General features: G+C 71.3%; 23 protein-coding genes. 8 read left to right on the forward strand and 15 right to left on the reverse strand.

Going from position 1 to position 26242, the window contains the following annotated elements:
• The first annotated feature begins 163 nt into the window (after nucleotides 1-163).
• A complete protein-coding gene (locus DY218_RS09990; protein ID WP_128555581.1) occupies nucleotides 164-1021 on the forward strand; it encodes an alpha/beta fold hydrolase in 858 nt (285 codons plus the stop codon).
• On the opposite strand, the gene DY218_RS09995 is transcribed toward DY218_RS09990, so the two are convergent.
• The 5 genes from DY218_RS09995 to DY218_RS10015 all read right to left on the reverse strand — a co-directional run bounded on the left by DY218_RS09995 (nucleotide 1004) and on the right by DY218_RS10015 (nucleotide 6098).
• Nucleotides 1004-2020, reverse strand: a complete 1017-nt coding sequence (locus DY218_RS09995; protein ID WP_128555582.1) for an acetylxylan esterase — start codon at nucleotides 2018-2020, stop codon at nucleotides 1004-1006. The genes DY218_RS09990 and DY218_RS09995 overlap by 18 nt on opposite strands.
• 493 nt (nucleotides 2021-2513) lie before the next feature.
• Nucleotides 2514-3569 carry an endonuclease/exonuclease/phosphatase family protein gene (locus tag DY218_RS10000; protein ID WP_128555627.1) on the reverse strand — a complete coding sequence of 352 codons (1056 nt, stop codon included), beginning with the start codon at nucleotides 3567-3569 and terminating at the stop codon, nucleotides 2514-2516.
• A 23-nt stretch (nucleotides 3570-3592) separates the two neighbouring features.
• Nucleotides 3593-4192, reverse strand: a complete 600-nt coding sequence (locus DY218_RS10005; RefSeq protein ID WP_128555583.1) for a M15 family metallopeptidase — start codon at nucleotides 4190-4192, stop codon at nucleotides 3593-3595.
• A gap of 132 nt (nucleotides 4193-4324) precedes the next feature.
• Entirely contained in the window at nucleotides 4325-5410 is a 1086-nt protein-coding gene (locus tag DY218_RS10010) for a sensor histidine kinase (RefSeq protein ID WP_128555584.1), read from the reverse strand.
• A complete protein-coding gene (locus DY218_RS10015; RefSeq protein ID WP_128555585.1) occupies nucleotides 5403-6098 on the reverse strand; it encodes a response regulator transcription factor in 696 nt (231 codons plus the stop codon). Before DY218_RS10015 ends, DY218_RS10010 begins: the two co-directional genes overlap by 8 nt.
• Before the next feature lie 575 nt (nucleotides 6099-6673).
• Here DY218_RS10015 and DY218_RS10020 point away from each other — a divergent pair.
• The 7 genes from DY218_RS10020 to DY218_RS10050 all read left to right on the forward strand — a co-directional run bounded on the left by DY218_RS10020 (nucleotide 6674) and on the right by DY218_RS10050 (nucleotide 15953).
• On the forward strand, nucleotides 6674-7921 hold the full coding sequence (locus DY218_RS10020) for a sugar ABC transporter substrate-binding protein (RefSeq protein WP_128555586.1): 1248 nt from the start codon (nucleotides 6674-6676) through the stop codon (nucleotides 7919-7921).
• A gap of 51 nt (nucleotides 7922-7972) precedes the next feature.
• Complete coding sequence (locus tag DY218_RS10025; protein WP_128555587.1) at nucleotides 7973-8965, forward strand: carbohydrate ABC transporter permease; 993 nt, start codon at nucleotides 7973-7975, stop codon at nucleotides 8963-8965.
• Nucleotides 8962-9852 (forward strand): carbohydrate ABC transporter permease, encoded by an 891-nt coding sequence (locus tag DY218_RS10030; protein ID WP_128555588.1) that lies wholly within the window; start codon nucleotides 8962-8964, stop codon nucleotides 9850-9852. Before DY218_RS10025 ends, DY218_RS10030 begins: the two co-directional genes overlap by 4 nt.
• A gap of 60 nt (nucleotides 9853-9912) precedes the next feature.
• Nucleotides 9913-11112, forward strand: a complete 1200-nt coding sequence (locus DY218_RS10035; protein WP_128555589.1) for a glycoside hydrolase family 1 protein — start codon at nucleotides 9913-9915, stop codon at nucleotides 11110-11112.
• A gap of 195 nt (nucleotides 11113-11307) precedes the next feature.
• Entirely contained in the window at nucleotides 11308-12717 is a 1410-nt protein-coding gene (locus tag DY218_RS10040; RefSeq protein ID WP_128555590.1) for a glucoamylase family protein, read from the forward strand.
• A gap of 343 nt (nucleotides 12718-13060) precedes the next feature.
• Entirely contained in the window at nucleotides 13061-15085 is a 2025-nt protein-coding gene (locus DY218_RS10045; RefSeq protein ID WP_407703596.1) for a TPM domain-containing protein, read from the forward strand.
• 154 nt (nucleotides 15086-15239) lie between these two features.
• Nucleotides 15240-15953 carry a PspA/IM30 family protein gene (locus tag DY218_RS10050; RefSeq protein WP_128555591.1) on the forward strand — a complete coding sequence of 238 codons (714 nt, stop codon included), beginning with the start codon at nucleotides 15240-15242 and terminating at the stop codon, nucleotides 15951-15953.
• Nucleotides 15954-15974: 21 nt separating this feature from the next.
• On the opposite strand, the gene DY218_RS10055 is transcribed toward DY218_RS10050, so the two are convergent.
• The 10 genes from DY218_RS10055 to DY218_RS10100 all read right to left on the reverse strand — a co-directional run bounded on the left by DY218_RS10055 (nucleotide 15975) and on the right by DY218_RS10100 (nucleotide 26129).
• Nucleotides 15975-18479, reverse strand: a complete 2505-nt coding sequence (locus tag DY218_RS10055; protein WP_128555629.1) for a SpoIIE family protein phosphatase — start codon at nucleotides 18477-18479, stop codon at nucleotides 15975-15977.
• Between the two features lie 209 nt (nucleotides 18480-18688).
• Entirely contained in the window at nucleotides 18689-19090 is a 402-nt protein-coding gene (locus DY218_RS10060; RefSeq protein ID WP_128555592.1) for an ATP-binding protein, read from the reverse strand.
• A 149-nt stretch (nucleotides 19091-19239) separates the two neighbouring features.
• A complete protein-coding gene (locus tag DY218_RS10065; protein WP_233521462.1) occupies nucleotides 19240-19632 on the reverse strand; it encodes an NUDIX hydrolase in 393 nt (130 codons plus the stop codon).
• A 274-nt stretch (nucleotides 19633-19906) separates the two neighbouring features.
• On the reverse strand, nucleotides 19907-20089 hold the full coding sequence (locus DY218_RS10070; RefSeq protein WP_128555594.1) for an SPOR domain-containing protein: 183 nt from the start codon (nucleotides 20087-20089) through the stop codon (nucleotides 19907-19909).
• A 201-nt stretch (nucleotides 20090-20290) separates the two neighbouring features.
• Complete coding sequence (urtE, locus tag DY218_RS10075) at nucleotides 20291-21043, reverse strand: urea ABC transporter ATP-binding subunit UrtE (protein ID WP_128555595.1); 753 nt, start codon at nucleotides 21041-21043, stop codon at nucleotides 20291-20293.
• The gene (gene urtD, locus DY218_RS10080; protein WP_128555596.1) at nucleotides 21040-21807 is read right to left on the reverse strand and encodes an urea ABC transporter ATP-binding protein UrtD; all 768 of its coding nucleotides are present in this window, start codon (nucleotides 21805-21807) and stop codon (nucleotides 21040-21042) included. The genes urtE and urtD overlap by 4 nt, the downstream gene beginning before the upstream one ends.
• Nucleotides 21804-22943 carry an urea ABC transporter permease subunit UrtC gene (gene urtC, locus DY218_RS10085; RefSeq protein WP_128555597.1) on the reverse strand — a complete coding sequence of 380 codons (1140 nt, stop codon included), beginning with the start codon at nucleotides 22941-22943 and terminating at the stop codon, nucleotides 21804-21806. The genes urtD and urtC overlap by 4 nt, the downstream gene beginning before the upstream one ends.
• Nucleotides 22940-23836 carry an urea ABC transporter permease subunit UrtB gene (gene urtB, locus DY218_RS10090; RefSeq protein ID WP_128555598.1) on the reverse strand — a complete coding sequence of 299 codons (897 nt, stop codon included), beginning with the start codon at nucleotides 23834-23836 and terminating at the stop codon, nucleotides 22940-22942. The genes urtC and urtB overlap by 4 nt, the downstream gene beginning before the upstream one ends.
• Entirely contained in the window at nucleotides 23836-25026 is a 1191-nt protein-coding gene (urtA, locus tag DY218_RS10095) for an urea ABC transporter substrate-binding protein (protein WP_128555630.1), read from the reverse strand. The genes urtB and urtA overlap by 1 nt, the downstream gene beginning before the upstream one ends.
• A gap of 350 nt (nucleotides 25027-25376) precedes the next feature.
• Complete coding sequence (locus tag DY218_RS10100; protein WP_128555599.1) at nucleotides 25377-26129, reverse strand: GntR family transcriptional regulator; 753 nt, start codon at nucleotides 26127-26129, stop codon at nucleotides 25377-25379.
• Between the last annotated feature and the right edge of the window lie 113 nt (nucleotides 26130-26242).

A 26242-nucleotide genomic window follows, 5' to 3' on the forward strand; every position in this document is an offset into this window, starting at 1 on the left:
GAGGTTCGCCGCGGGACCCGCTCCGGGCGGCGGGCGGCGGGCGGCGGGCGGCGGGCGGCGGGCGGCACGAAGGGTGTCGTGGTGGTCCGCGGCGCGTCATGCTGGGGCACGGCCGGGACACGCCGGGGCCCGGTCGCCGGAACGCCGACGGGAGGACCGCCTCATGCCACTCGCCACGACCGACTCTCCGCTGCTCCTTCTGCCCGGACTCTGGCACGGTTCGTGGTGCTGGAGCGAAGTGGTGGCGGAGCTCGCGGGTGCCGGACGGGCATCCGTCGCGGTGGACATGGCCGGGCACGGGCTGCAGGCCCGGCGCGAGCCCCGGTGGTACACCCGGCGGTCGTACGATCCGGAGGCGGTCGCCACCGAGGTCTCCCCCGTCGCGGATGTGCACCTCGACGATGCGGCCGAGCTGCTGACCGCGCAGATGCGGCTGGTCGGCGGCGGCGCGCCCGTCACGGTCGTCGCGCACAGCGCGTCGGGGATCGTCCTCACCAGGGTGGCCCAGGAGACACCCGAACTCCTGGCGCGTGCGGTGTACTTGACCGCCTTCATGCCCGCGTCCGGCGTGCCGCCCGCGACGTACAACGGGATACCCGAGGCGGGCGAATACCGACTCGGCCCGCTGTTCACCGGCGATCCGGCCGTGACGGGTGCCCTGCGGCTGGACCTCGCCACGGAGGATCCTGCGTATCGGGAGGCGTTCCGCGAGGTGATGTACCACGATGTCGCCCCGGACCTCGCCGATGCGGCGATGGGGCTGCTGACGCCGGATGCACCCGTCGGCATCACGCTCGGCACGACGACGCTGACGGCGAACGGCTTCGGTTCGGTGCCGCGGACGTACATCACCTGCTCGCGGGACGTGGCGCTGCGGCCGGCCGTGCAGGACCGGTTCATCGCCGAGGCCGACGCGGCCTTCCCGCACAACCCGACGTCCGTGGCCGACCTGCCCTCCTCCCACTCGCCGTTCCTGTCGATGCCGCGTGAACTGGCCTCGGTACTAAGGGATTTGGGCTGAGCCGGCGTCGGCGGACCGGCGGGTGAGGTGGCGGGCGAAGAACTCGGTGCGGGCGCGGCGCAGGGCGGCCAGCTCCTGTTCGGTGCCGTCGTGCTCGAAGTGGCCCGCCCGGAGGGGGAAGAGTTCGCCCACGCCCTGCAGGGCGTTGTGGACGGCGTACTGGCCCGGCGGAGGTACCGCGGGGTCGAAGGCGGCGGGGGCCGTCATCGTCGGGGTACGGATCAGGGTCGCGGCCGTGGCGGCGTCGAAGTAGGCGAGTACGTCCGTGACGTGGGGGTGGGTGCGGTGGTACTCGCGAACCGCCTCGCCGCTGCCGGTGCACGGCAGGGTGAGGCGCAGCGGATGGTTGCCGAAGGTGGGCACGGTGAGCTGCGCGGCGGCGAACCGGTCGTCCCAGGGCAGCGCGAGCGCGCCGAGCCCGCCGCCGAAGCTCTCGCCGAGCAGACCGAGACGGGGGCGGCCGCGGGCCTCGGTCAGTGACGGGACGAGTTCCAGGAGGGCCGAGGCCGCGCACCACAGGTCGGCCACGCAGTCGCCGATGACGTAGGTGTCGCGGGACTCGATGCCGTGCAGGACGTGTTCGGCGGCGAGTGAGGGGATGTCCGGGCGGAGGCTGCGCGTCCCCATGCCGCGTACGCAGGGCAGCAGGACGGCGGAGCGCGGGAGCGGAGGCGGCAGGTCGGGGCCCGGGGCGTCGCGTCCGCCGTAGCCATGGGCGATCACGAAGCCGTGCTCCACGGGGCCTTCGGCAGGCAGGGCGAGCCAGCCGCCGAGGCGGGTGCGGTCGGTGGAGGTGTAGGTCACGCTATGGATGCGGAGGCCGTCGCGGATCTCCTCGAGCTTCCCGAGCACGGGGGTGGTTGCGGTGGCGCGGGCTCTCTCGTGTCTGGCGCGCCAGTACTCCGTGAAGTGGGCCGGGGGTGGTGGGGCGACCACGGTCGCCAGGTCGGCGGTGGTGTGGCCGTGGGCGGGGTCGAAGGGGAAGCCGTGCGGCAGCATGCCGCGAGTATGCCCGTCCGGCACCGTCAGCCGGTCCGGCGTTTGAGGACACGGCCCGTCCAGGGCAAATCTTTCAGCCCGTTCAGGGCAAATCTCAGCCCGTCCGGCGTTTGAGGACACGGCCCGTCCAGGGCACATCTCAGCCCGTCCGGCGCTTGAGGACACGGCCCGTCCAGGGCAAATCTTTCAGCCCGTTCAGGGCAAATCTCAGCCCGTCCGGCGTTTGAGGCCACGGCCCGTCCAGGGCACATCTCAGCCCGTCCGGCGCTTGAGGACACGGCCCGTCCAGGGGCCGTTTCGGTTCCAGGCATCGGCCTGGCGGCCTCGTCCTCAAACGCCGGACGGGCTTGATTTTGGCCTGGACGGCCTCGTCCTCAAACGCCGGACGGGCTGGAGATGGCCTGGACGGGCCGAAAGATGTCCTCAAACGCCGGACGGGCTGAAGTTGCCGGACCGGCCGAAGTTGCCGGACGAGCTGACGTTGCCGGATGAGCTACGAGTCGTCGGACACGCTGAGCGTCGTCGCAACCGCGCGGTGGTCGCTGGGGGTGCGTGGGAGAACCCACGCGTCAGCGGGCCGTACGCCCCGTACCAGGACATGATCGATCCGGGCCACCGGGAAGGCCGACGGCCACGTGAAGCCGAAGCCGGATCCGGCCACGTCATGGGCCGGCGTCAGCCGCGACGTGAGCCCGGCGAGCGCCCGGTCGTCCGTCGTGCCGTTCAGGTCACCGAGCAGCACCACCCGTTCATTCCGCTCCGCGGCGATCGCCGCGGCAAGCGCCCGCGCGTTCCGGTCGCGGGTGTCCGTCGAGAAGCCCGCCCGGGGGCTGACCCGTACGGACCCCAGGTGGGCCACATACACCGCGACGGGACCGTGCTCCGTGGTCACCGTGGTGCGCAGTGCGCGATTGCCGACCAGCGTCGCCTCCGCCGGCTTGGCGTCCCCCAGCGGACCGACGTCCTGCTCCGTGTCGACCGGCGAGCTGCCGGACAGCGGCAGCTTGCTCCACAACCCGACGGTGCCCTGCACCGTGTGGTGCGGATAGGTCTTCGCCAGCTCCTTCTCGTACGTGCCACGGGCCTGCTCACTGACCTCGACGAGCGCGAGCACGTCCGCTCCGGAGTCGGCCAGCTCACGTGCGGTACCGGTCGGATCGGGGTTCTCCGCGCCGACGTTGTGGCTGACCACCATGAGGTCGCCGGCCCCCTCGGACCTGCCCCCGAAGGCCTGCCCGCCGAAGAGGCTCAGCCACACCACGGCGGGCAGCAGCAGCGCGACCACCGCGGAGGCGGACCGGCGCCACAACGCACCGAGGAGGAGTACGGGGACGAGGACCCAGCACCACGGCAGGAACGTCTCCACCAGACTCCCGAGACCCCCGACTCCGGGTATCTGCGCATGCAGCAGCATGACCAGGCCGAGCAGCAGCGCGAACACGGCGACCACGAGGCCGCGCCTCCAGGGGCCCGGCGAGCGGGTGTTCTCCGGACCGGGCCCCACCGAGTCCACCCGGGGCGTCGTCGCTGTCGTCGCTGTCGTCGCCATGGTCGTCGTGCTCCCGCTGTCGTTCACTGCTGCATCCTCGGGTCCTCGGTGGGGTCGGCGTACATCTGCGGGCAGCCGCCGTCGACGGCCTCGGGGCGCAGCTCGTAGTGCCAGGGTTCGTTCCGGTAGATCCGGCACAGCCCGTACCGGGCGCCGTGCTCGGACAGCCACGCCGTCGCGGTGGCGCGCCCCAGGTCGACCGCCTCCCCCGACACATGGGGGGACGTCTCCGCGGTGGCCACCCAGCGCGCGGCCTCGCGCTCGGACCCGTACTCGGAGACCGCCTCGCGCAGCAGCTGGTCCTGGTAGTCCGGGGAGCGCCAGCCGCTGTTGACGTAGAAGGTGACTCCGGCGTCCGCCGCGTCCGCCGCGGCCCGGCGGAGCGCCTCGAGCAGTTCGGCGTCGAGTCTCGCGACGGCCGGGATCCGACCGTCGAAGACGGTCGTGCCATCGGGCACGACCCCATCGGCCTCACCGGCCGGTGACGACGCGGAGAGCTCGGCCGACGACGACTTCGACTCCTGGTGGCCGAGGGCCACGGCGATCACGGCCACCGCGACCAGCAGACCGGCGGCGAGCCGAACCAGCCGTGTCCGGGTGGTTGCTGGGGTGGTTCGATTCATACGGCCAGTCAAGGCAACGCGATGTTGCCGTCCCGTATGCGCTTTTCGATACACCGGCGATACACCGGCGAGATGCCCTGACTCGGGGCCCCGGGGCCGTTCCCGTGCGGACCGCCGAGGCCGGCCCGAGGCTCACCCTCCCCGTGCCGCGGGAAGCTCCACCGTGACGCAGAGCCCGCCGGCCGGGCGCGGGGTGAGCGTGAGCGTCCCGTCGTGTGCCTCGGTGATGGTCCTGACGATGGCCAGGCCGAGGCCGACGCCCGCCTGGTCGGTGTGGATGCGCTCGGTGCCGCGCCGGAAGGGTTCGGTGAGGGTCGCGATCCGTTCCGGGGTGAGCCGTTCGCCGGTGTTCTCGACGGTGAGGACCACCGCCCCGGGGCGGGCGCCGGTGTGGACGCGTACGGTGCCGCGCTCCGGCACGTTGTGGACGATCGCGTTGTGTACGAGATTCAGGCTCAGCTGCAGCAGGAGCGCGGGCGAGCCGCTGGTGGGCGTGATGTCGCCGCTGGTCTCGACGGCGACGCCGTGCTTGTCCGCGAGCGGTTGCAGCGTCTCGGCCGCTTCCTCCGCGACGAGGGACAGGTCGACGTGTTCCCGGGTGAAGGACCGCTGGTTGGCGCGGCTCAGCAGGAGTAGTGCCTCGGTGAGGTCGATGGCCCGGGAGTTGACGGTGTGCAGGCGGTCGACGAGCTCGCCCGTGTCGTGGTTCGGATCGGCGCGGGCGACGTCGAGGAGTGTCTTCGAGATCGCCAGCGGGGTGCGCAGCTCGTGCGAGGCGTTGGCGGCGAATCTCTGTTGCTCGGCGACATGCGCTTCGAGCTGGGCAAGCATCGTGTCGAACGCGTCGGCGAGCTCGCGGAACTCGTCCTTGCGGCCCGGCATACGGATCCGGTGGGACAGCGATCCGGTCGCGGCGGTACGGGTGGCGTGGGCGATCCGGTCCAGGGGGGCGAGCATGCGTCCGGCGAGGAACCATCCGCCCACCAGGCCGAACACCATCAGAAACACCATGATCACGGCCGCCACGGGCCCGAACCCGCGCACGAAGTCGATGCCCGGCGATGCTCTCCACGCGCCCGATTCGTTGGTCTGAAGCCACCCCTGCCGCAGCAGGAAGAGCCCCACCCCGACGAGCAGCAGCACACCCGCGAGCACCAGGAATCCGGCGTAGCTGAGGGTGAGTTTGAGGCGGACGCTCAAGCCCGGCTGCCTAGGCACGGTCACTGCCCTCTTGCCCGGGGCCGGGTGCGGTGTCGATGCGGTAGCCGACGCCGGGCACGGTGGCGATGATCCAGGGTTCGCCGAGGCGTTTGCGCAGGGCGGAGACCGTGATGCGTACGGCGTTGGTGAACGGGTCGGCGTTCTCGTCCCATGCGCGCTCCAGCAGCTCCTCGGCGCTGACGACACCGCCTTCGGCCGCGACGAGGACGTCGAGCACCGCGAACTGTTTGCGGGTGAGTGCGATGTAGCGGTCGTCGCGGTACACCTCGCGGCGGAACGGATCGACGCGCAGGCCCGCGATCTCGCGTACGGGGGGCCGGTTGTGGGCGCGACGGCGGTCCAGGGCCCGGAGCCTGAGTACGAGCTCCAGGAGGTCGAAGGGTTTGGTGAGGTAGTCGTCGGCGCCGAGCTCGAATCCGGAGGCCTTGTCGTCGAGCCGGTCGGCGGCGGTCAGCATGAGTACGGGCATGCCGGTGCCGGAGGCGACGATGCGTTTGGCGACCTCGTCGCCGGAGGGGCCCGGGATGTCTCGGTCGAGGACGGCGATGTCGTACGTGTTGATGCCGAGCAGCTCCAGGGCGGTGTCGCCGTCGGCGGCGATGTCGGCGGCGATTGCCTCCAGGCGGAGGCCGTCACGGATGGCTTCGGCCAGATACGGCTCGTCCTCGACGATCAAGACACGCATCCCTCAAGGCTACGAGGAGACCCATATCGTCCGCGTATCCAGAAAGAGCCCGTCCGACGTTTGCGGACACGGCCCGTCCAGGGCCGTTCCCTCCAGCCCGTCGGGCACCTCCAGCCCGTCCGGCACCTCCAGCCCGTCCGGCGTTTGAGGACAAGGCCCGTTCAGGGCCGTTCCGGTCCCAGGCATCGGCCTGGCGGCCTCGTCCTCAATCGCCGGACGGGCTGAAATTGGCCTGGACGGCCTCGTCCTCAAACGCCGGACGGGCTGAAGATGCCGGACCGGCGGAGGTGCCGGACCGACTGAAGATGCCGGACCGGCTGAAGATGCCGGACGGGCTGAGGTGCCGGACCACCGAACACCACGGATCACCCCGGACCGCAGGAAATCGGTCACAAAGTTCCCGCACCCCGCACCCGGGGTGATTCATTGGGTGGCGGGTGGGCCCGGAGATGACCCGCCCGTTACGGGAGTGTGACCAAGACCCCCCTTGCAACACCCCCCACCCCTGAACGACAGTGATGTATGCGCTTACAGACAGCGCATACATCCAGGTAGTGCTCAAGGAGGAGCCGCCCATGCAGCGCGCAGCCAGAACCGCTTCGGCCGTCATCGCCGCCAGCACGGTGTTCGCCGTGACGGCCTGCGGCGGCTCCTCCGGCGCCGAGGTGTCCGCCGGCGAGAAGCAGACGCTGACCGTCTGGGCGATGGGCGCCGAGGGCGAGAAGCTCGGCGACGTCGCGAAGGCGTACCAGAAGGCGAACCCGAACATCACCGTGAAGGTGACCCCGGTCGGCTGGGACGTGGCCCACCAGAAGCTGGTGGCGGCCGCCGCGGCCGGGAACCTCCCGGACATCGCGCAGATGGGCGGCAGTTACATGGGCGAGTTCGCCGAGCTCGGCGTGCTCGAGCCGGTGGACACCGAGACCTTCGACGAGAAGGACTTCTTCCCGGCCGGCTGGCAGCAGGGCGAGGTGGACGGCGAGGTCTACGGCGTCCCGTGGTACGTCGACACCCGGGTCCTCTACTACCGAACCGACCTCGCCGAGCAGGCCGGCGTCGACAAGGCGCCGACCACCTGGAAGGAGATGCAGGACCTCGCCGCGGCCTACCAGAAGAAGGCCGGCACCAAGTGGGGCCTGTCCATCCAGCCCAGCGGCCTGGACACGGTGCAGAACTTCTACTCGTTCCTCTACTCGGCCGGCGGCGAGATCGTCGACGAGAAGGGCAAGGCCGTCGTCGACAGCCCCGCGGCGGTCAAGGCGCTCGAGGAGTACGCCTCGTACTTCGACAAGGGCCTCGCCAACAAGTCCGTGCAGCCGGGCTACGACGTGGTCAAGGACTTCGGCAACGGCCGGGTCCCGATGTTCCTCGGCGGCCCCTGGCACGTGACGCTGCTCGACGAGGGCCAGCCCGGCATCAAGGGCAAGTGGGCCGTCGCCGAGGTGCCCGCGGACAGGACATCCACGTCGATGGCCGGCGGTTCCTCGCTGACGATCTCGAAGGACAGCGAGCACAAGCCCGCGGCCGAGAAGTTCATCAAGTACCTGACCGACACCAAGGGCCAGGCCGACTGGTACGAGCGCACCAAGGACCTGCCGGCCAACACCTCCGCCTGGAAGTCGGGCGATCTGACCGCCGACCCGCATCTGCAGGTCTTCGAGAAGCAGATGAAGACCGCCAAGTCCTCGCCGTCGCTGCCCAATTGGTCCGAGATCACCGACAAGGTCGACATCGCGATCGCCAAGGCCACCCAGGGCAAGGCGAGCGCGAAGGAGGCGCTCGGCGACGCGCAGTCCCAGATCGAGGGACTGCTCGAGAAGTAGGACGTACGGCAGGAGCACGCCGGCGCCGGAATCAGGAGCGAAGCAGGAGCCATGAGCACTACGACCGGACGGGCCGCCGAAGCGGCCGAGGTTCCGGCCGGGTCCCCCGCCGCGGGCGCCCCGGCCGGAGCCGGTGGCGACCGCCGCAGCCGCAGACGGCCTCGGCTCGGCGTGCAGAACGCAGCCGGCTGGCTGTTCTCCACTCCCTTCCTGGCGCTGTTCACGGTGTTCATGGCGTTCCCGATCGTCGCCACCCTGCTGATGAGTTTCACGGACTTCGGTCTGCGGAACGTCACGAATCCGCTGGACGCGGAGTTCATCGGCCTGGAGAACTACACGAAGCTCTTCGGTGACGAGCGGTTCCTCAAGTCCCTTTTCAACACCGCGTACTTCGTGGTGGTGGGCGTACCGCTGACCATCGGAATCGGCCTGGTCGTCGCGGTGCTGCTCAACAACGGCATCGACCGGGCGCGGACCTTCTTCCGGGTCGGCTTCTACGCCCCGGTCGTCACCTCGATCGTCGCGATCGCCGTGGTCTGGCGCTTCGTACTCGATCCGAGCGACGGTCTGATCGCCGGCCTCGCCTCCGAAGTGGGCCTGACCTCACCGGACTTCCTCGGTTCCGAGCTGCTCGCGATGCCGTCGATGATCGTGATGGCGGTGTGGCGGAACCTGGGCACGGTGATGGTCCTGTTCATCGCCGGTCTGCAGGCCATCCCCACCGAGACGCGGGAGGCCGCCCGCCTGGACGGCGCAGGACCCTGGCAGGAGTTCCGGCGGATCACCGTGCCGCTGCTCAGGCCGACCATCCTCTACGCGACGGTGATCACCACGATCGGCTATCTCAATGTCTTCGAGGAGCCGTTCGTGATGACCCAGGGCGGTCCGTCCGACGCCACCCTGACCGTCTCCCTGAACATGTACCGCGAGGGCTTCAACTTCTTCCACATGGGCTACGCGAGCGCGATGGCGTACGTGCTGTTCGTGGTGATCATGGCCATCACGGTGCTGCAGCTGCGACTGCTGAAGGACAACACCGAATGAGCGCCCCCACCCAGGCCCCGGCCGGGCACCGTACGCAAGCCGGCCCGCAGCCCCGCCGCCCGAAGCGCCGTGCGCGCAGACCCCTGACGTACGTCCTGCTCTCGGTCGGTCTGCTCGTGATGTCGGCCCCGTTCCTGTGGATGGGTCTGTCCGCCTTCAAGACGGGGAGCGAGCTGACCGCCAGCCCGCCGGTGTGGATCCCCACCGAGTGGACGCTGAGCAATTTCCGGCAGCTGCTCGACGACCTCGATCTGCCGCTGTACTTCATGAACTCGGTGATCGTGGCCGTCCTGGTCACCGTCTCCAACCTGGTGTTCTGCTCGATGCTCGGCTACGCCCTGGCCAAGCTGAAGTTCGTCGGGCAGAACAAGGTGTTCGCGATCGTGCTCGGCGCCCTGATGGTGCCCGGCAATCTGATGCTGCTGCCGCTCTTCGTCCTGATGAGCAGGCTGCAGCTGATCGACAGCTACGCCGGTCTTGTACTGCCGTTCGCCGCGGGTGCCTTCGGGGTGTTCCTGATGCGCCAGTTCATGCAGTCCATCCCGGACGAGCTGCTCGAGGCGGCCCGGATGGACGGCGCCGGCGAGTGGTACATCTTCTGGCGGATCGCGATGCCGCTGGTCAAGCCCGCGCTCGCGACGCTGTCAATCTTCACCTTCCTCGGCTCCTGGAACAACTTCGTCTGGCCGCTGATCGCGACCAACAACCCGGACAAGTACACGCTGCCGGTGGCCCTCGCCACCTTCGCCACCGACCCCAACAAGGCGGGCGGGTCGAACGGTGTCCTGATGGCCGGATCGTTCCTGATCGTGCTGCCCGTGCTCGTGGTGTTCATCGCCATGCAGCGGCACTTCACCCAGGGCATCGCCACGGCCGGCATGAAGTAGTCCGCGCCCGCTTCCCGTACCCACCTCGCCCTCCCCCACGTATCAGAAAGACATGCCGCGATGACGCACAGCACCATCCCGTTCCCCGAAGGCTTCCTGTGGGGCGCATCCACCGCCGCCCACCAGATCGAGGGCAACAACACCAACAGCGACTGGTGGGTGAAGGAGCACTCCACCGGCACGCACATCCAGGAGCCGAGCCTGGACGCCTGCGACAGCTACCACCGCTGGCCCGAGGACATGGATCTGCTCGCCTCGCTCGGCTTCACCGACTACCGGTTCAGCATCGAGTGGGCGCGGATCGAGCCGGCCGAGGGACAGTTCTCGAACGCCGAACTCACCCACTACCGGCGGATGGTGGACGGCGCGATCGAGCGCGGCCTCCGTCCGATGGTGACGCTGCACCACTTCACCGTGCCGCAGTGGTTCGAGGCGCGCGGCGGCTGGACCGCGGAGGGTGCGGTCGAGCTGTTCGCCCGCTACGTCGCCGCCTGTGCGCCGGTCATCGGCGAGGGCGTACGGCATGTGTGCACGATCAACGAGCCCAACATGGTGTCCGTGACCGCGGGCCTCGCCAAGCGCGGCGAGATCGGCTTCCCGCCGGCCGGCCTGCCCACGCCGGACGAGGAGACCACGCACGCGGTGATCGCCGCGCACAAGGCCGCCGTCAAGGAGGTCCGCGCGATCAACTCCGAGATCCAGGTGGGCTGGACCGTCGCCAACCAGGTGTACCAGGCGCTGCCCGGCGCCGAGGACGTCACGGCCGCCTACCGCCACCCGCGCGAGGACATCTTCATCGAGGCCGCCCGGGACGACGACTGGGTCGGCGTGCAGTCCTACACCCGTACGGAGATCGGCCCCGAGGGCCCCATCCCGGCGCCGGAGCATGTCGAGCGGACCCTGACGCAGTGGGAGTACTACCCGACGGCCGTCGGGTACGCGCTGCGGCACACCGCCGAGATCGTCGGGGACGTCCCGCTGATCGTCACCGAGAACGGCATCGCCACCGGTGACGACAGCCGCCGCGTCGACTACTACACGGGCGCGCTCGGCGAGGTCGCCGCGGCGATCGAGGACGGTCTGAACATCCAGGGCTATCTGGCGTGGAGCGCCCTCGACAACTACGAATGGGGCTCCTTCAAGCCGACGTTCGGCCTCATCGGCGTCGACCGGGAGACCTTCGAGCGCACCGCACGGCCGTCCGCCGAGTGGCTGGGCAGCCTCGGCCGCAGCCGCGAGCTGCCGCGGCGGGCCGCCTGACGGGCGCGGAGCGCCTCCGCTCCGCACAGGCGCCCTTCGACTCGGGGGCCGGCGGTCCTGACGCCTCCGGTCCCCGCAGCACCCCGGCCGGTCCTGCACCAACCCCCGCCCCGTCGGGGCCGGCCGGTTCCTTCCTTCGTCTCGATCTCGTACGTCCTGTCACTGCCCCTTCCCTCCGCCAACGGGAGCCGCACCATGGATCGTCGTACGTTTCTCACCGCCGCGTCGGTCACCGCCGCCGGGTCGGTGTTCGCCCTGTCGGGCTCGCCCGCGCTCGCTTCGAGTTCCGGTCAACGGGCCCTGCTCCGCAGGTGGTTCACGGACACCTACCGCTCGCTGACCACCATGACCACCGACTTCGGCCTCACCACGGACAAGATGGACGTCAGTGGCGCGGTGCCCGAGCTGTCCCGGCAGACCTCGCCGACGAACATCGGCTGCGGACTGTGGTCGACGGTGGCCGCGGCGGGCCTCGGGGTGATCGGTGCGGCCGAGCGCCGGCGGCGGCTCACGCATACCGTCTCCGCGGTGGAGCGGCTCGAGCGATTCCACGGGTGGTGGGTCAACTGGTACGACGCTTACGACGGTTCGGTGCTCAGCAGCTGGCCGGGGACGGGTGAGACGGTCCGGCCCTTCCTCTCCTCGGTCGACAATGCGTGGCTGGTCACCGGCCTGCGGATCGCCGCCGATGCGGAGCCGTCACTGCGGGCCCGTGTCGCGCGGCTGCTCGCCGATGCGGACTGGTCGTACTTCTACACGCCGTACGACGCGGCGGACCCGGTGGCGAACCCGGGGCAGCTGCGCGGCGGCTACTGGGTGGACGAGCCCGGCAAGGGCGAGCCGACCGAGCATCACTACGGTGCGCTCAACACCGAGCCCAGGATGGCAAGTTACCTCGGCATCGCGGACGGCTCGCTGCCCGCGGACCACTACTGGCACCTGCTGCGCACGATGCTCCCCGAGCATGAGCAGGAGCAGCGGCCCGGTGGGTCGTACGTGACGGTGGACGGCATCCGGGTGTGGCAGGGCCACTACACCTACCGGGGGCGGAAGCTGGTGCCCAGCTGGGGCGGCTCGATGTTCGAGGCGCTGATGGTGCCGCTGTTCGTGCCCGAACCGGAGTGGTCGCCCCGGTCCTGGGGGCGGACCCACGAGCGGTATGTGCGCAGCCACATCGAGCACGGGCTCTTCGAGGAGCGCTACGGCTACTGGGGCTTCTCGCCGTCGAACACGCCTGACGGTGGGTACGGCGAGTACGGGGTCGATGCGATCGGGATGCAGGTGGAGGGGTACAACTCGCTGGGTGTGGTGACCCCGCACGCCTCCTTCCTCGCGATGCCGTACGCGCGCGACGAGGCCGTCGCGAATCTGCGGGCGCTTGCGGCGGACTTCGGGGCGTACGACGAGCGGTTCGGGTTCCGGGACTCGGTCGATGTCGGGGGTGACGGTCGGGTGAGCGACTTCGTCCTTGCGCTTGATCAGGGGATGGTGGCGGCGGCGGTGACGCAGAGCCTGCGGCCGGGGCTTCTGAAGCGGGCCTTCACGGGTGGGGGGTTCGCTCGGCGCCTCCGCCCTCTGTTGCGGGCAGAGCGCTTCCACATCTGACGCCGGCCCGTCCGGCATCCTCAGCCCCGTCGGCGACCTCAGCCCGTGGGGCACCCCTGGCCCGTCGGCACCCCTAGCCCGTCCGGCGTTTGAGGACAAGGCCCGTTCAGGGCCGTTCCGGTTCCAGGCGTCGGCCTGGCGGCCTCGTCCTCAAACGCCGGACCGGCTGAGATTGGCCTGGACGGCCTCGTCCTCAGACGCCGGACCCGCTGAAGGTTGGCCGGACGGCCCCTGTGTCGCGGAAGGGGCAAATCGGCCATACGCTCCCCGTGTGAGGTCGAGCCCGTCGTCAGGTGATACCCGGGGCCGGAGGCCGCGTCGTCGCCGCTGGGCCCCCGCCGCGATCCTCGCGCTCACCGTCGCCCTGGGCCCCGCGGGCCCCACCGCGGCGGAGGACCCCGTACCCCTGTCGCGGGACGGACAGATCACCGACCGCAGCGACGCACTCGGCGTGCGGAAGGACGACGCCGTCGCCGCCCTCGACCGGCTCTACGAGGAACACGGCCTGCAGCTCTTCGTCGTGTACGTACGCGACTTCTCCGGCCGGCCGGCCCAGGCCTGGACCGACGCCACGGCCGAGCGCAACGGCCTCGGCGCCGACGATCTGCTGCTCGCGGTCGCCACCCACGACCGCCAGTACGCCTACTCGGCCGACCCCGGCTCCGGCCTCGGCCCGCAACAGCTGCGGGACGTCGCCCGTACCGCCGTCGAGCCGGCGCTGCGCGCGAACGACTGGCCGGGTGCCGCGATCGGCGCCGCCGACGGCTACGCGGCCGCACTGTCCGGCCGGCCCGTGCCCACCCCCGCGATCACCCCCGGCAGGAGCGACCCGGGCGGCGGCTCCGGCTCCGGGGCCGATCTGGCGCTGCCACTGATCGCCGCGGCCGGCGCGGGCGGGGTGGCCCTGTATGCGTACACCCGGCGCAGGCGCCGCGCCGCGACCCGTACGACCCCGCACGGCGGGACGCCGGAGCCGGTCACTCCGCTCCCCGAGCTCGATGCGCAGGCCCGCCGCCTCCTGGTCGGGACGGACGACGCGGTGCGTACCAGCGAGGAGGAACTCGGCTTCGCCGCGGCCCAGTTCGGGGACGAGGCGGCAGCGCCATTCGCCGCCGCCCTGGCGTACGCGAAGACCGAGCTGACCGCGGCCTTCCGGATCCGTCAGGAGCTGGACGACGCCTTCCCCGAGGACGATGCGACCAAGCGCCGGATGCTGGAGGAGATCGTCGCGCGCTGCACCGCCGCGAACGGCCGGCTCGACACGGAGGCGGCCGCCTTCGACGAGCTGCGGGCCCTGGAGCAGCGCGCACCCGACGCCCTGGCCCACGCGGAGCAGGCATTCCGGGATCTCGCCGGCCGCGCCGGCCGCGCCCGGGACACCCTGGCCACGCTCGGCGAGACATACACGGACACGGCGTACGCGCCGGTGGCCGGCCACCCCGCGGAGGCCACCGAGCGCCTCGCCTTCGCCGAGGCCCAGCTGACCGCGGCCCGTACCGCGGTCGACGCCGGCGACAACAGCGCGGCCGCCGTGCCCCTGCGGGCCGCCGAGGCCGCCGTCGACCAGGCCGGGACCCTCGTGGAGGCCGTCGACCGCCTCGCGGGCGAGCTGTCCGAGGCCGCGGAACGCCTGCCCGGTGCACTCACCGAGACCGAGACCGACCTGGCGGACGCCCGCGGCATGCTGCGCGGCACCGCCGAGGGCACCTCGACCGCCGATCTGCAGGGCCGGATCGCCCGCGCGGAGTCCGTGCTCGACGAGGTGCGCCGGGAGAGCGCCGGCCGCTACGACCCGATCGCTGCCCTGCGCCGCCTGGAGGAGGCGGACACGGCCCTCGACGAGGCGCTCGCGGGCGCCCGCGAGCGCGAGGCCGCCGGTCTGCGGGCCCGCGGGCTGCTCGACCAGGCTCTGCTCACCGCCCGCAGCGCCATCGCGGCGGCCACGGACTACATCACCACGCACCGCGGCGCGGTCGGCAGTACGGCGAGGACCCGGCTGGCCGAGGCCCGGCGCCGTCTCGACCGGGCCCGTGAGCTCGGCGTCCCCGACGCCTCCGCCGCGCTCGCCGAGGCGCAGCAGGCCGATGCCCTGGCCCGGCAGGCGCAGCAGCTCGCCGAGCAGGACGTGCGGTCGTACGGCGGGCCCGGCGGACCGTTCGGCGGCGCGGGAGGCGGTCGTGGCGGTACGGGCGGTGCGGTGCTCGGCGGGATCCTGATCGGCCAGATCCTCGGCGGGATGGGCGGGCGCGGGCCCCGCGGTGGCGGGGGCTTCGGCGGGGGTGGCGGTGCCGGCGGCGGTTTCGGCGGTCCAGGGAGCTACGGCGGCGGGGGCACCCGGGGACGGATGGGAGGTGGCGGACGGTTCTGACCGACGGCCGACGGCCGACGGCCGACGGCCGACGACCGGCGACCGGCGACCGGCGACCGGCGAGCAGCGCAGCACTCCGCGCCGCCCCGTACTGCGTACCCGCCCCGGCCCCCCGGCCCCGCACCCCCGACACCCCGTACCGCAGGAGTTCCTCATGACCAAGCAGACCATCCTCGGCCGTGTGACCCAGCTGGCGAAGGCGAACATCAACGCGCTCCTGGACCAGGCCGAGGACCCGCAGAAGATGCTGGACCAGCTGATCCGCGACTACTCGGGCAACATCCAGGAGGCCGAGGAGGCCGTGGCGACGACGATCGGCCAGCTGCGTCTCCTGGAGGCCGACCACCAGGAGGACGTCGAGGCGGCCGGCGCATGGGGCGGCAAGGCGCTCGCGGCCAGCAGCAAGGCGGACCAGCTGCGCGCCGACGGGAACGGCGCGGAGGCCGACCGGTTCGACTCGCTCGCGAAGGTCGCGCTGCAGCGCCAGTTGCAGTCCGAGCGGGAGGCCAGGGACGCGGAGCCGACGATCGCCGCGCAGAACGAGGTGGTGGCGAAACTCAAGGACGGCCTCGCCCGGATGAACGAGAAGCTCTCCGAACTGCGGGCGAAGCGCGACGAGTTGGTGGCCCGCGCGAAGACCGCCGAGGCGCAGAACAAGATGCTGGACGCGGCGGCGAGCATCGACGTCCTCGACCCGGCGAGCGAGCTCGGCCGGTTCGAGGACAAGGTGCGGCGCGAGGAGGCCAGGGCGCTCGGCAAGCAGGAGCTGGCGGCCTCGTCCCTCGACGCGCAGTTCGAGGAGCTCGACGCGCTCGGCGACCGTGCGGAGATCGAGGCCCGCCTCGCGTCCCTCAAGGCGACGACCTGACGCAGCGGGCCACGCCCCCGGTCAGAACATGCTCAGCAGTTGCTCCACCGTCGGCTCCGCCATCGGTTCGCCGTCCGGCAGGGGCAGTTCGAACCAGACCGTCTTGCCGCGTGGCGTACGCCGTGAGCCCCAGCCCGCGCTGAGCAGACCGACCAACTGCAGTCCGCGTCCGCCCTCGTCGGTGGCGCGGGCCCGGCGCCTGCGGGGCTGGACCAGGCCGGCGTCCCAGACCTCGCAGACCAGCGTCCGGTCGAGCAGCAGCCGGAGTCTGATCTCGCCCTCGCCGTACCGGAGTGCGTTGGTGACCAGTTCGCTGACCAGCAACTCCGTGGTGTCGACGAGGGATTCGAGATGCCAGCTCTGCAGGCGGGCGCGGGCCAGTTCGCGTGCCTTGCCGACCGAGCGCGGCTCGCGCGGCAGCGTCCAGTCGCCCACCGCATCCTGCGGCAGCCCCTGCACCCTGGCCACAAGGAGCGCGATGTCGTCCTCGCCGTGGTGGGTGTCGAGGGTGTTGAGGACGTGGTCGCAGACGTCCTCGAGGGCGGGGGCCGGATTGTCGATGGCGCTGCGCAGGGCGCGCAGGCCGTCGTCGAGCGGGTGGTCGCGGGACTCGACGAGGCCGTCGGTGTAGAGGGCGAGCAGGGCGCCCTCGGGGAGTTCGACCTCGACCTCCTCGAAGGGTTCGCCGCCCACCCCGAGCGGCATGCCCGGCGGCACGTCGAGCATCAGGGCCGCCTCGTCGGGCTCCACGAGTACGGGCGGCAGATGGCCGGCGTTGGCGAAGGTGCAGCGGCGGGTGACCGAGTCGTACACGGCGTACACGCAGGTGGCGAGGTAGACCTCGGAGGGGTCGGCATCGCGGCTGGTGGCCCCGGGCCTGGTGGCACCCGTGCGCTGGTGCCCCCAGGGGGTGCCGAGGCCGCGGGCGATCTCGTCGAGCGCGGAGAGCACCTCGGCCGGCTCCAGGTCGAGCAGGGCCAATGTCCGTACGGCGGTACGCAGTTCACCCATGGCGACCGCGGCGCGCAGTCCGCGGCCCATCACGTCGCCGACGACGAGGGCGGTGCGGTGGCCGGGCAGCTCGATGACGTCGAACCAGTCGCCGCCGACCTCGGTTGCCGCATTGCCGGGCAGATAGCGGCAGGCGATGTCGAGGCCCGCGGCGGCGGGGTCGCCCGGGGGCAGCAGGGAGCGCTGCAGGATCAGGGCGCGCTCGTGCTCGCGGCGGTAGAGCCGGGCGTTGTCGATGCAGACCGCGGCGCGGGCGGCGAGTTCCACGGCGAGCGCACGGTCCCGTTCGCCGAAGGGCTCGCTGCCCTTGGCGCGGGAGAAGCGGGCGAGGCCCACGACGGTGTCGTGGGCGACCATCGGCACGGCGAGCGTGGAGTGGACGAGGCTGCCCGGCTCGGCGGGGACGATCGCGGGGCGCGCGGTGCGCAGCGCCTCGGCGTCGGCCGAGTTGAATCCGTAGTGGTGCACGGAGCCGACCGGGACCGGGTCCTCCTCGAGCGGTGCCTCGGAGACGGCGCTGGAGAAGGCGACCCGGCGCAGTTCCGCGCTGCCGCCGCCGGTGTTGGAGCGGGGGTGGCCGCCGATGCCGGGCGGTGCCTCGTCGCCGTCGAGGAGTCCTTGGTAGAGGTCGACGGAGCCCAGGTCGCAGAAGACCGGGACGGTCACGTCGAGCAGTTGGCGTGCGGTGGCCTCCAGGTCGAGGGAGTTGCCGATGCGGGCGCCGGCCTCGTTGAGCAGGGCCAGATTGCGGCGGGCGTGGGCCGCGTCGCGGGCGGCCGCGTGCCGGCGGGTGACGTCGGTGCCGAGGCCCGCGACACCGATGGGCCGGCCGGAACCGCTGTGCACCCGGTAGAGGTTGATCGACCAGTGCCTGCGGTCCGAGGATCCGGGTGCGGGCCCGACGATCTGCATGTCCGTCACGGACTCGCCGGTCTCCAGGACTCGCTGCAGCTCGGCCGCCATCCGGTCGGCCTCCTTGCGCGGCAGATAGTCGTGTACGGTCCGCCCGCGGTGGTCGTCGGCGGCGCCGCCGAAGACGGAGGCGAAGCGGCGGTTGGCGCGCTGGACCTTGAGGTCCGTGCCGAACAGCAGGAATCCGAAGGGTGATTGGCCGAATATGGCCTCCGATGCGGCGATGTCGGTCTCGATACGGCGCAGGGCCCGTACGTCGACGACGATGCACACGGCGCCCTTCTCGCCGTCCTCGGTCTCGGTCGGCATCACATACACCTCGGCGACGCCGTCCATCGTGCCGTCGGCGGCGAGGCGGAAGGGGACGACACCGGTCCATTCGCGGCCGTCGAGGATCTCGCTGACCTTGCGGTGTCCGAGGTCACGCAGCTCGGGCGGGACGAAGGCGTCGATCGGGTCCCGGCCGACGGCGTCCTGCGGCGGCACCCCGAAGAGTTCGGCGGCGCGGGTGCTCCACTGGTCGACGAGTCCGTCGGGGCCGATGGAGAACGAAGCGATCTGCACGTAGTCGTAGATCGACCCGGGCGGGCTGCTCTGCCACATGATGTCGCCCGGCGTCCGGCCCTCCGCGGGCTCCTGCGCCCTGGCTGGTATCTCGCTCACGCGACCGTCCCCTCCAGCTCACCGCCGACCGACCGACCAAGTGCGTCCGGCGGCTTGCCCGCAGTATCCAGCACTACGGCTCCGCGCAACACCACGTTCACAGCTCCCGTCGACCTCGTCCATTTTCGGCCGAGCGAAGGAACCGGTGGTCAGCCGGGAGGCTGGGCCAGCTCGAACCACACGGTCTTCCCCGTCCTGCCGGGACGCGTACCCCAGCGACGGGCAGAACAGGCCACCAATTGCAGACCGCGCCCTGACTCGTCGTCCGTGCCGGCCGGCCGCTCCCTCGGCAGGTCCGGCAGCGGGTCGGAGACCTCGACGAGCAGCGGGGCGGTGGGGCCGGCCGGTCGGGACAGGCGGACACCGATCGGGCCGGAGGCGTGGCGCAGGGAGTTGGTGACCAGCTCACTGACCAGCAGTGCGGTCACATCGGAGAGGGAGGCGAGCCCCCAGGCGGCCAGTTGTGCGCGCACGGCGCCGCGCGCCGTGCGCACTGCGCCCGGTTCCGCGGGAAAGGCCCACTCGGCGCAGTCGCCTTCGGTATCGAGCACGCGCGATCACTTCCCAGTACGGCGAACACCTGGTCCGATTTCATCGGATTTACCAGGGCTATTCGGCACATACCCGGTATGCCACGGAATGTACCGCTGGCGTTCACTCAGATCGGTTCGCCCACTGCATGGATCGGGCCGCCGCCCGCTCAGCTCAGTTCGCCGCGCGACTTCAGGTCGTCGAAGAGCAGCTGGTCGACGGGGGCGACCGCCGGGCGGTCCGCGTAGCCGAACCAGGCCGTCTCCTCGATCTCGGCGGCCGCCGAGAGCGTGCCCCGGTAGTCGGCGGCGTAGCAGCTCATCCGGACCAGGACGCCGTCCGCCTCGCCGTGCGCCTGCGCCTCGTAGACACCGAGCGAGGCGGCGCTGGACTCGACGATGGCCACGCTGAGCTCCTCCTCGACCTCGCGGATCAGCGTCTGCAGATCGCTCTCGCCGTCCTCCCGCTTGCCGCCCGGGATGTAGAACACGTCCTTGCCGCGGGAGCGGGCGCAGAGGATCCGCCCGTCCTCCACCCGCACCCAGGCCACTGTGTCGATCAACGCCGCGCCCTCGTCCGTCACCTCGGCCGGCCGTCGGCCGCCCCTTCCGGACGGGAGCCTACCGGTGCGGCCGGAGCTCGCGGCCGGCGTCGCGCGCCGGTGGCGCCGGAGGGGCGCACGACAGGCGCGCGACGGAGCACGCCGGTGGCAGAGGCGGGGCGTACGAGCCCGGGGGCGGGGCTGCCATACGCCGCCTCGCGGGGCGGCAGTCGGCCGAAAAGATGCGGCCGGATCCCCCGAAAAGATGCGGCGGTCGCGGACGGCCCGCCCGCGCTCAGCCCGTCTTCTGGCCGAGGCGCTCGACCCAGTAGACCTGCTGATGCTGGGAGCGGCCGCCGAGGGTGTCCACGATCCGCTGTGCCTCGGCCTTCGTCGCGTACCTGCCGATCCGGTAGCGGTTGCCGCTGTCGTCCTCGCGTATCACCAACCAGGGAAGTACTGCGCCGCTGTCGCTCATCTCGGCCCTCCCCGTGACGTCGATAACCGCCGGGCGGCGCCTGTCGTCGGGGGCGCCGTCGAAACCTCACTCCGCATATGCCCGAGCGTACGCCCGACCTTCACTCAGCGGATACGGAATTGCACAATGAGGTACGCAACCAGCCATGCCTCAGGGGGCGCACGGAATCCCGCGCGCCCCCCTCTGGTCATCCCCCGCGCTTCAGACGCTGAGGGCCTCGCGCACCGCCCCGTGGGCCGACTCCCCGCCCGCCCCGCTGGAGGTGATACGGCCCGCCTCCAGGACGTAGTACCGGTCCGCGGCCCGCAGTGCGAAGCCGACGTGCTGCTCGACGAGGAGCACCGAGAGGCCGCCGCGCCGGGTCAGGGCGAGGATCGTCTCCTCGATCTCGGCGACGACCGACGGCTGGATGCCCTCGGTGGGTTCGTCGAGCAGCAGCACCCGAGGCTCGGTCACCAGGGCACGGGCGAGGGCGAGTTGCTGGCGCTGCCCGCCGGAGAGCAGTCCGGCCCGGCGCCGGGACAGCTCGCGCAGCGCGGGGAACAGGTCGAGCGCCTCGTCCGTCGCCGCCCGTCCGCGGGCCCGTCCGTCGGCGACCAGGCGCAGATTCTCCGCGACGGTCAGCTGCGGGAAGCACTGCTGGCCCTGCGGTACGTATGCGAGCCCGCGGGCGACCCGCTGGTGCGGGGCCCGCCGTGTGACGTCCTCGCCGTCGAGCCGCACCCGGCCCGAGCGCGGGACGAGCAGCCCGGCGGCGGTCCTGAGCAGTGTGGACTTGCCGGCGCCGTTGTGCCCGAGCACCGCGGTGACGCCGTCGCGCGGGACCGAGACCGTCACCGCGTGCAGGACGGGGCTGCGCTGGTATCCGGCCCGTACGGCGTCGAGCTCGAGCGCCTCCGCGGGCTCACCTGCCGTGCTCCGCACGCCGGTCGCCTGCTCCGTCGTCGCCGTCATGGTGCCTCCCGCGGTTCGGGGGCCGGCGCTGCGGCGTGGCCCAGATAGACCTCCTGCACCCGGGGGTCGGCCTGCACGTCCGCGACCGTCCCCTCGCTGAGCACCCGGCCGGCGTGCAGCACGCTCACGCTGCGCGCGAAGGACCGCATGAAGGCCATGTCGTGCTCGATGACGACGACGGTGCGTTCCTCGGCGATCTGCCGGAGCAGTGCCCCGGTGGCGTCGCGTTCGTCCTGGCTCATGCCGGCCACCGGCTCGTCGAGCAGCAGCAGCCGTACGTCCTGGACCAGGAGCATCCCGATCTCCAGCCACTGCTTCTGCCCGTGGGCGAGCACGCCCGCCGGGCGCTCGGCGAGCTCCGCCAGGCCGATGGTGTCCAGGGCACGGGTGACCGGCTCGGGCACCGAGCGGCGGCGCCGGAGCAGGGTGCCCGCGCCGCGTCCCGCGCCGGCCGCGATGTCCAGGTTCTGCAGCACCGTCAGCTCCTCGAAGACGGTGGCCGTCTGGAAGGTGCGGCCGATGCCGGCGCGCGCGATGTGGTGGACCGGACGGCCGAGCAGCTGCCGGCCGCCGAACTCGACGGAGCCGGTGGCGCGCACCAGACCGGTGACCGCGTCGACGAGGGTCGTCTTGCCCGCGCCGTTCGGGCCGATCAGGAAGCGCAGGTCGCCGGGTTGTACATCGAGGTCCACACCGTCCACGGCGGTGAATCCGTCGAAGGCCACCCGCAGTCCGCGGATCCTGAGGCCGGGCAGCTCGGTCATGCGGTCACCCCCTCGGGCTTCTTGGCGGACGCGGGTACGGGGGCGGGCGCGGCATCGGCGCCGGCGCCGGGCACGTCCTCCGCATCGTCGGGCGCCGCACTCCGCCGCTCCCGCGCCTTCCGTACGAGAGAGGCGAGCCCGCCCGGCAGGAAGGCGAGCGCCACCACGAAGAGGAGACCCTGGAAGTACGTCCAGGCGCCCGGGAACTCCTCGGACAGTGTCGTCTTCGCCCACATCACGGCGATCGCCCCGAGGATCGCCCCGACGAGGCTGGCCCGCCCGCCGACCGCCGCGCCGATCACGAACTCGATGGACGGCACGATGCCGATCAGGGCGGGCGAGATGATCCCGACGGCGGGTACGAACAGGGCGCCCGCGAGTCCGGCCGCGCCGGCCGCCACCACGTACGCGACGAGCTTGACGCGGGCCGGGTCGTAGCCGAGGAAGCGGACGCGTTCCTCCGAGTCCCGTACGGCGACCAGGAGTTCGCCGTACCGGCTGTGGATGAGCTGCCGGACGCCGGCGGCGACGGCGAGCAGGGCCGCGGCGATGACGAAGTACACCGTGCGCTGGTTGACCGGGTCGTTGAGGTCGTAGCCGAAGAAGCCCTGGATGTCGGTGAGGCCGTTGGTGCCGCCGGTGGTGGCCTGCCGGCCGATCAGCCAGAGGGCGAAGGCGGCGGCGAGCGCCTGGCTGAGGATCGCGAAGTACGCGCCCTTGACCCGGCGCCGGAAGACCAGCGTGCCGATCACCGCGGCGACCGCCATCGGAAGCAGCACGGTCGCCGCGAGGGCGAACAGCGGTGACTCGAACGGCCGCCACCACCAAGGGAGTTCACCCGTGGCTCCGTACAGGACCATGAAGTCCGGCAGCTCGCCGGGGCCGGCGTCGGCGAGTTTGAGGTGCATCGCCATCGCATAGCCGCCGAGGCCGAAGAACAGGCCCTGGCCGAGGGTGAGCAGCCCGCCGCGTCCCCAGGCGAGACAGATGCCGACGGCGACGATGGCGATGCACAGGTACTTGGCGAGCAGCCCGAGCCGGAAGTCGGTGAGCAGCAGCGGGGCGGCCGCGAAGAGGAGCAGGGCGGCGCTGCCGAAGCCGGCGGCCGGGTGGGTGAGCAGCTTCGGGATGGTCATACCAGGCTCCGGGTGCGCAGCGTGTAGAGGCCCTGGGGCCGCCACTGGAGGAACGCGACGATGCCGACGAGGACGAGCACCTTGGCGACGGACACGGTGGTCGAGTACTCGAGGACGGCCTGCAGTACGCCGAGGACGAAGGCGGTGATCACCGTCCCCTTCAGCCGGCCGAGCCCGCCGACCACGACGACCAGGAAGGCGTCGATGATGATGTTGGTGCCCATGGTCGGCCCGATCGGACCGACGAGGGTGAGGGCGACTCCGGCCACACCCGCGAGCCCCGAGCCGACGAAGAACGCCGTACGGTCCACGCGCGCGGTGGAGATGCCGGACACCTCGGCCAGATCGCGGTTCTGCACGACGGCCCGGATGCGGCGGCCGAGCGGGGTGAGGGCGAGTACGAGGGCGAGGGCTGCCACCGCGGCCAGTGCGAGGCCGAGGATGAACAGCCGGCTGTTGGCGACCGTGAGCGGGTCGTCCCCGCCGATCAACGTGACGTTCCCGGTGAGGAGTTCGGGCGCCCGGGTCTGCACATTGGGCGCACCGAAGACGTCACGCGCGAGCTGCTGCAGCATCAGCGAGACGCCCCAGGTGACCAGGAGCGTGTCGAGCGGCCGCAGATAGAGGCGCCGGATGAGCAGCCATTCGAGCAGGGCGCCGAGCGTGCCGGCCACCGCGAAGGCGACGGGCAGCGCGAGAAGGAGCGAGAGGCCCGCGTCGCCAAGGGCCTTCTGCAGGACGTAGGTGGTGTAGGCGCCGGCCATGATGAACTCGCCGTGCGCCATGTTGATCACGCCCATCTGACCGAACGTCAGGGACAGGCCGAGGGCGATGAGCAGCAGGACGGCGCCGATGCTGATGCCGGTGAAGGACTGGCCGAGGATGACGGTCATCAGGACAGTCCCGAGGCCCAGTCGTATCCCTTGAGGTACGGGTCCGGCTCGATCGGCTTGCCGGAGTCCCAGATCTGCTCGATGAGTCCGTCGGCGCCGATGCGGCCGATGCGGGCGGTCTTGTGGATGTGCTGGGTGGGTCCGTCGACGGTGACCTCGCCCTCGGGGGCGGCGTAGGTGACTCCGTCGGCGGCGGCCTTCACCTTCTCCGGGTCGAAGGACTTCGCCTTCTCGACCATGGCCTTCCACAGGTGGACGGAGGTGTAGGCCGCCTCCATCGGGTCACTGGTCGGCTTGTCCTTGCCGTACTTGGCCTTGTACGCCTTGACGAACGCCGTGTTCTTCGCGCCCTTGGTGGTCTGGTAGTAGTTCCAGGAGGTCAGCTGGTCCTTGAGGTACTGCGGTCCGATGGACTTGACCTCCTCCTCGGCGATCGAGACGGAGACGACCGGCATCTTCGGGGCGGTCAGGCCCGCGGACTTGTACTCCTTGAAGAAGGCCACGTTGGAATCGCCGTTGAGGGTGTTGAAGACGGCGTCGGCCTTGGCGGCCTTGACCTTGTTGGCGATGGTGGAGAACTCGGTGGAGCCGAGCGGCGCGTAGTCCTCGCCGAGCACCTTCATGCCGTTGGCCTTCGCATAGGCCTTGATGACCTTGTTGGCGGTGCGCGGGAAGACGTAGTCGGAGCCGACCAGGTAGATCGACTTCTTGCCCTGGGACTTGAGGTAGTCGAGGGCCGGCACGATCTGCTGGTTGGTGGTGGCGCCGGCGTAGAAGATGTACGGGGACTGCTCGAGGCCCTCGTACTGGACGGGGTAGAAGAGCAGCGACCTGCTCTTCTCGAAGACGGGCTTGACCGCCTTGCGGCTTGCGGAGGTCCAGCAGCCGAAGGTGGCGACGACGCGGTCCTCCTTGATGAGCTTTCCGGCCTTCTCGGCGAAGGTCGGCCAGTCGGAGGCGCCGTCCTCGCCGACCGGGCGGATCTTCTTGCCGAGTACGCCGCCGTCCGCGTTGATCTCGTCGATGGCGAGCCGTATCGAGTCCCGTACGGTCACCTCGCTGATCGCCATGGTGCCGGAGAGGGAGTTGAGCAGGCCGACCTTGACGGTGTCCCCGGAGGTGTCGGCCTCGACGCCCTTGGCGGTGGAGCTGCCGGTGTCGGTCTTGGCACCGCAGGCGGAGAGCACCATGGCGGCGGACAGGGCCACGGCCGGGGCCGCGACTCGACGTGGGAAGTACCTGGACAACGTCCACCTCCTGGCCCCGGGACGGGGCTCGTGAAACAGGGACCGAGAGCTCGCGGAGCGCGTCCTTGCGGACCTGCCCCGAGCGCGTCCACAGCCTCAAGCGGGCCTGTTTCCAAGGTGTTTCACGGCACTTTCCCGTGCGTATATTCGCCCGCGGCCGACGCCTGTCTCACCCTTCGGACGGGCGGTGGGGTCGGTCGTCGTATACGGAGGACAGGCAGCGGTGTACCGGTAACGGCATTGCGGTAACGGGCAGTTCACCGTCGGCCCCCGCGACGGGCGGCGGCTGTCCGCTACTTGACCGGCAGGTGGTACCCGACCCGGTACCGGTCGGCGGGGATGACGATGTCGGCCGTCTCGACCGGGCGGCCCGAGGCGTAGTACGTCCGCTCCACGACGAGGACGACATGGCCGGGCACCCCGCCGAGTGCGTGCAGCTCCTCGGCGAGGCCGGGGCGGGCGGAGACGTCCTCCGCCACGTTGTCCACCACCAGGTCGATGGCCGCCATGCGTTCGACCACTCCGCAGCCGCCGAGCGGGCCCTCCTCGGGGAGCATCACCGGGGTGCGGCCGGTGAGCGCCAGTGGCTCGTACGAGGTGGAGAGCATCATCGGATCGCCGCCGTCCCGGAAGACGTACCGGGTGCACATCACGCGGTCGCCGGCCTTGATGTCGAGGCGACCCGCGATCTCCTGGTCCGCCGGGGCCTGTTCACTGCGGGACTCCCAGGTGCCGCGTGCCCTGCTGTCCGCCTGCTCCTGGCGGAAGGGTGTGGTGCCGTCCCCCGCGCGGTATCCGGACCGGGTCACACGCCGGAGCACCGCGCGCTCGCGCACATAGGTCCCCGAGCCCGAGCGGCCCTCGACCAGGCCCTCGGCCATCAGCACCTTGCGCGCCTCGAGCGCCACGGTGTCCGATACGCCGTACTCCTCGCGGATGCGGGCCTGCGAGGGCAGCCGGGTGTGCGGCGGCAGCGAACCGCTGACAATCTGCTGCCTGAGATCATCCGCTACCCGCAGATACGCCGGCTGCTCACCGAAAGTCACTGGCCGCTCCCATCAGGTTGACAGACAGCGACAGGGTGGCAACCGTGGGTTGTTGACCGCAACCCCAGGCCAGAGAACCACTCAATGTGATGACCCGTGCCTCTCGGGGAACT

The sequence above is a fragment of the Streptomyces triticagri genome (assembly GCF_003429565.1).
Taxonomy (GTDB): Bacteria; Actinomycetota; Actinomycetes; order Streptomycetales; family Streptomycetaceae; genus Streptomyces; species Streptomyces triticagri.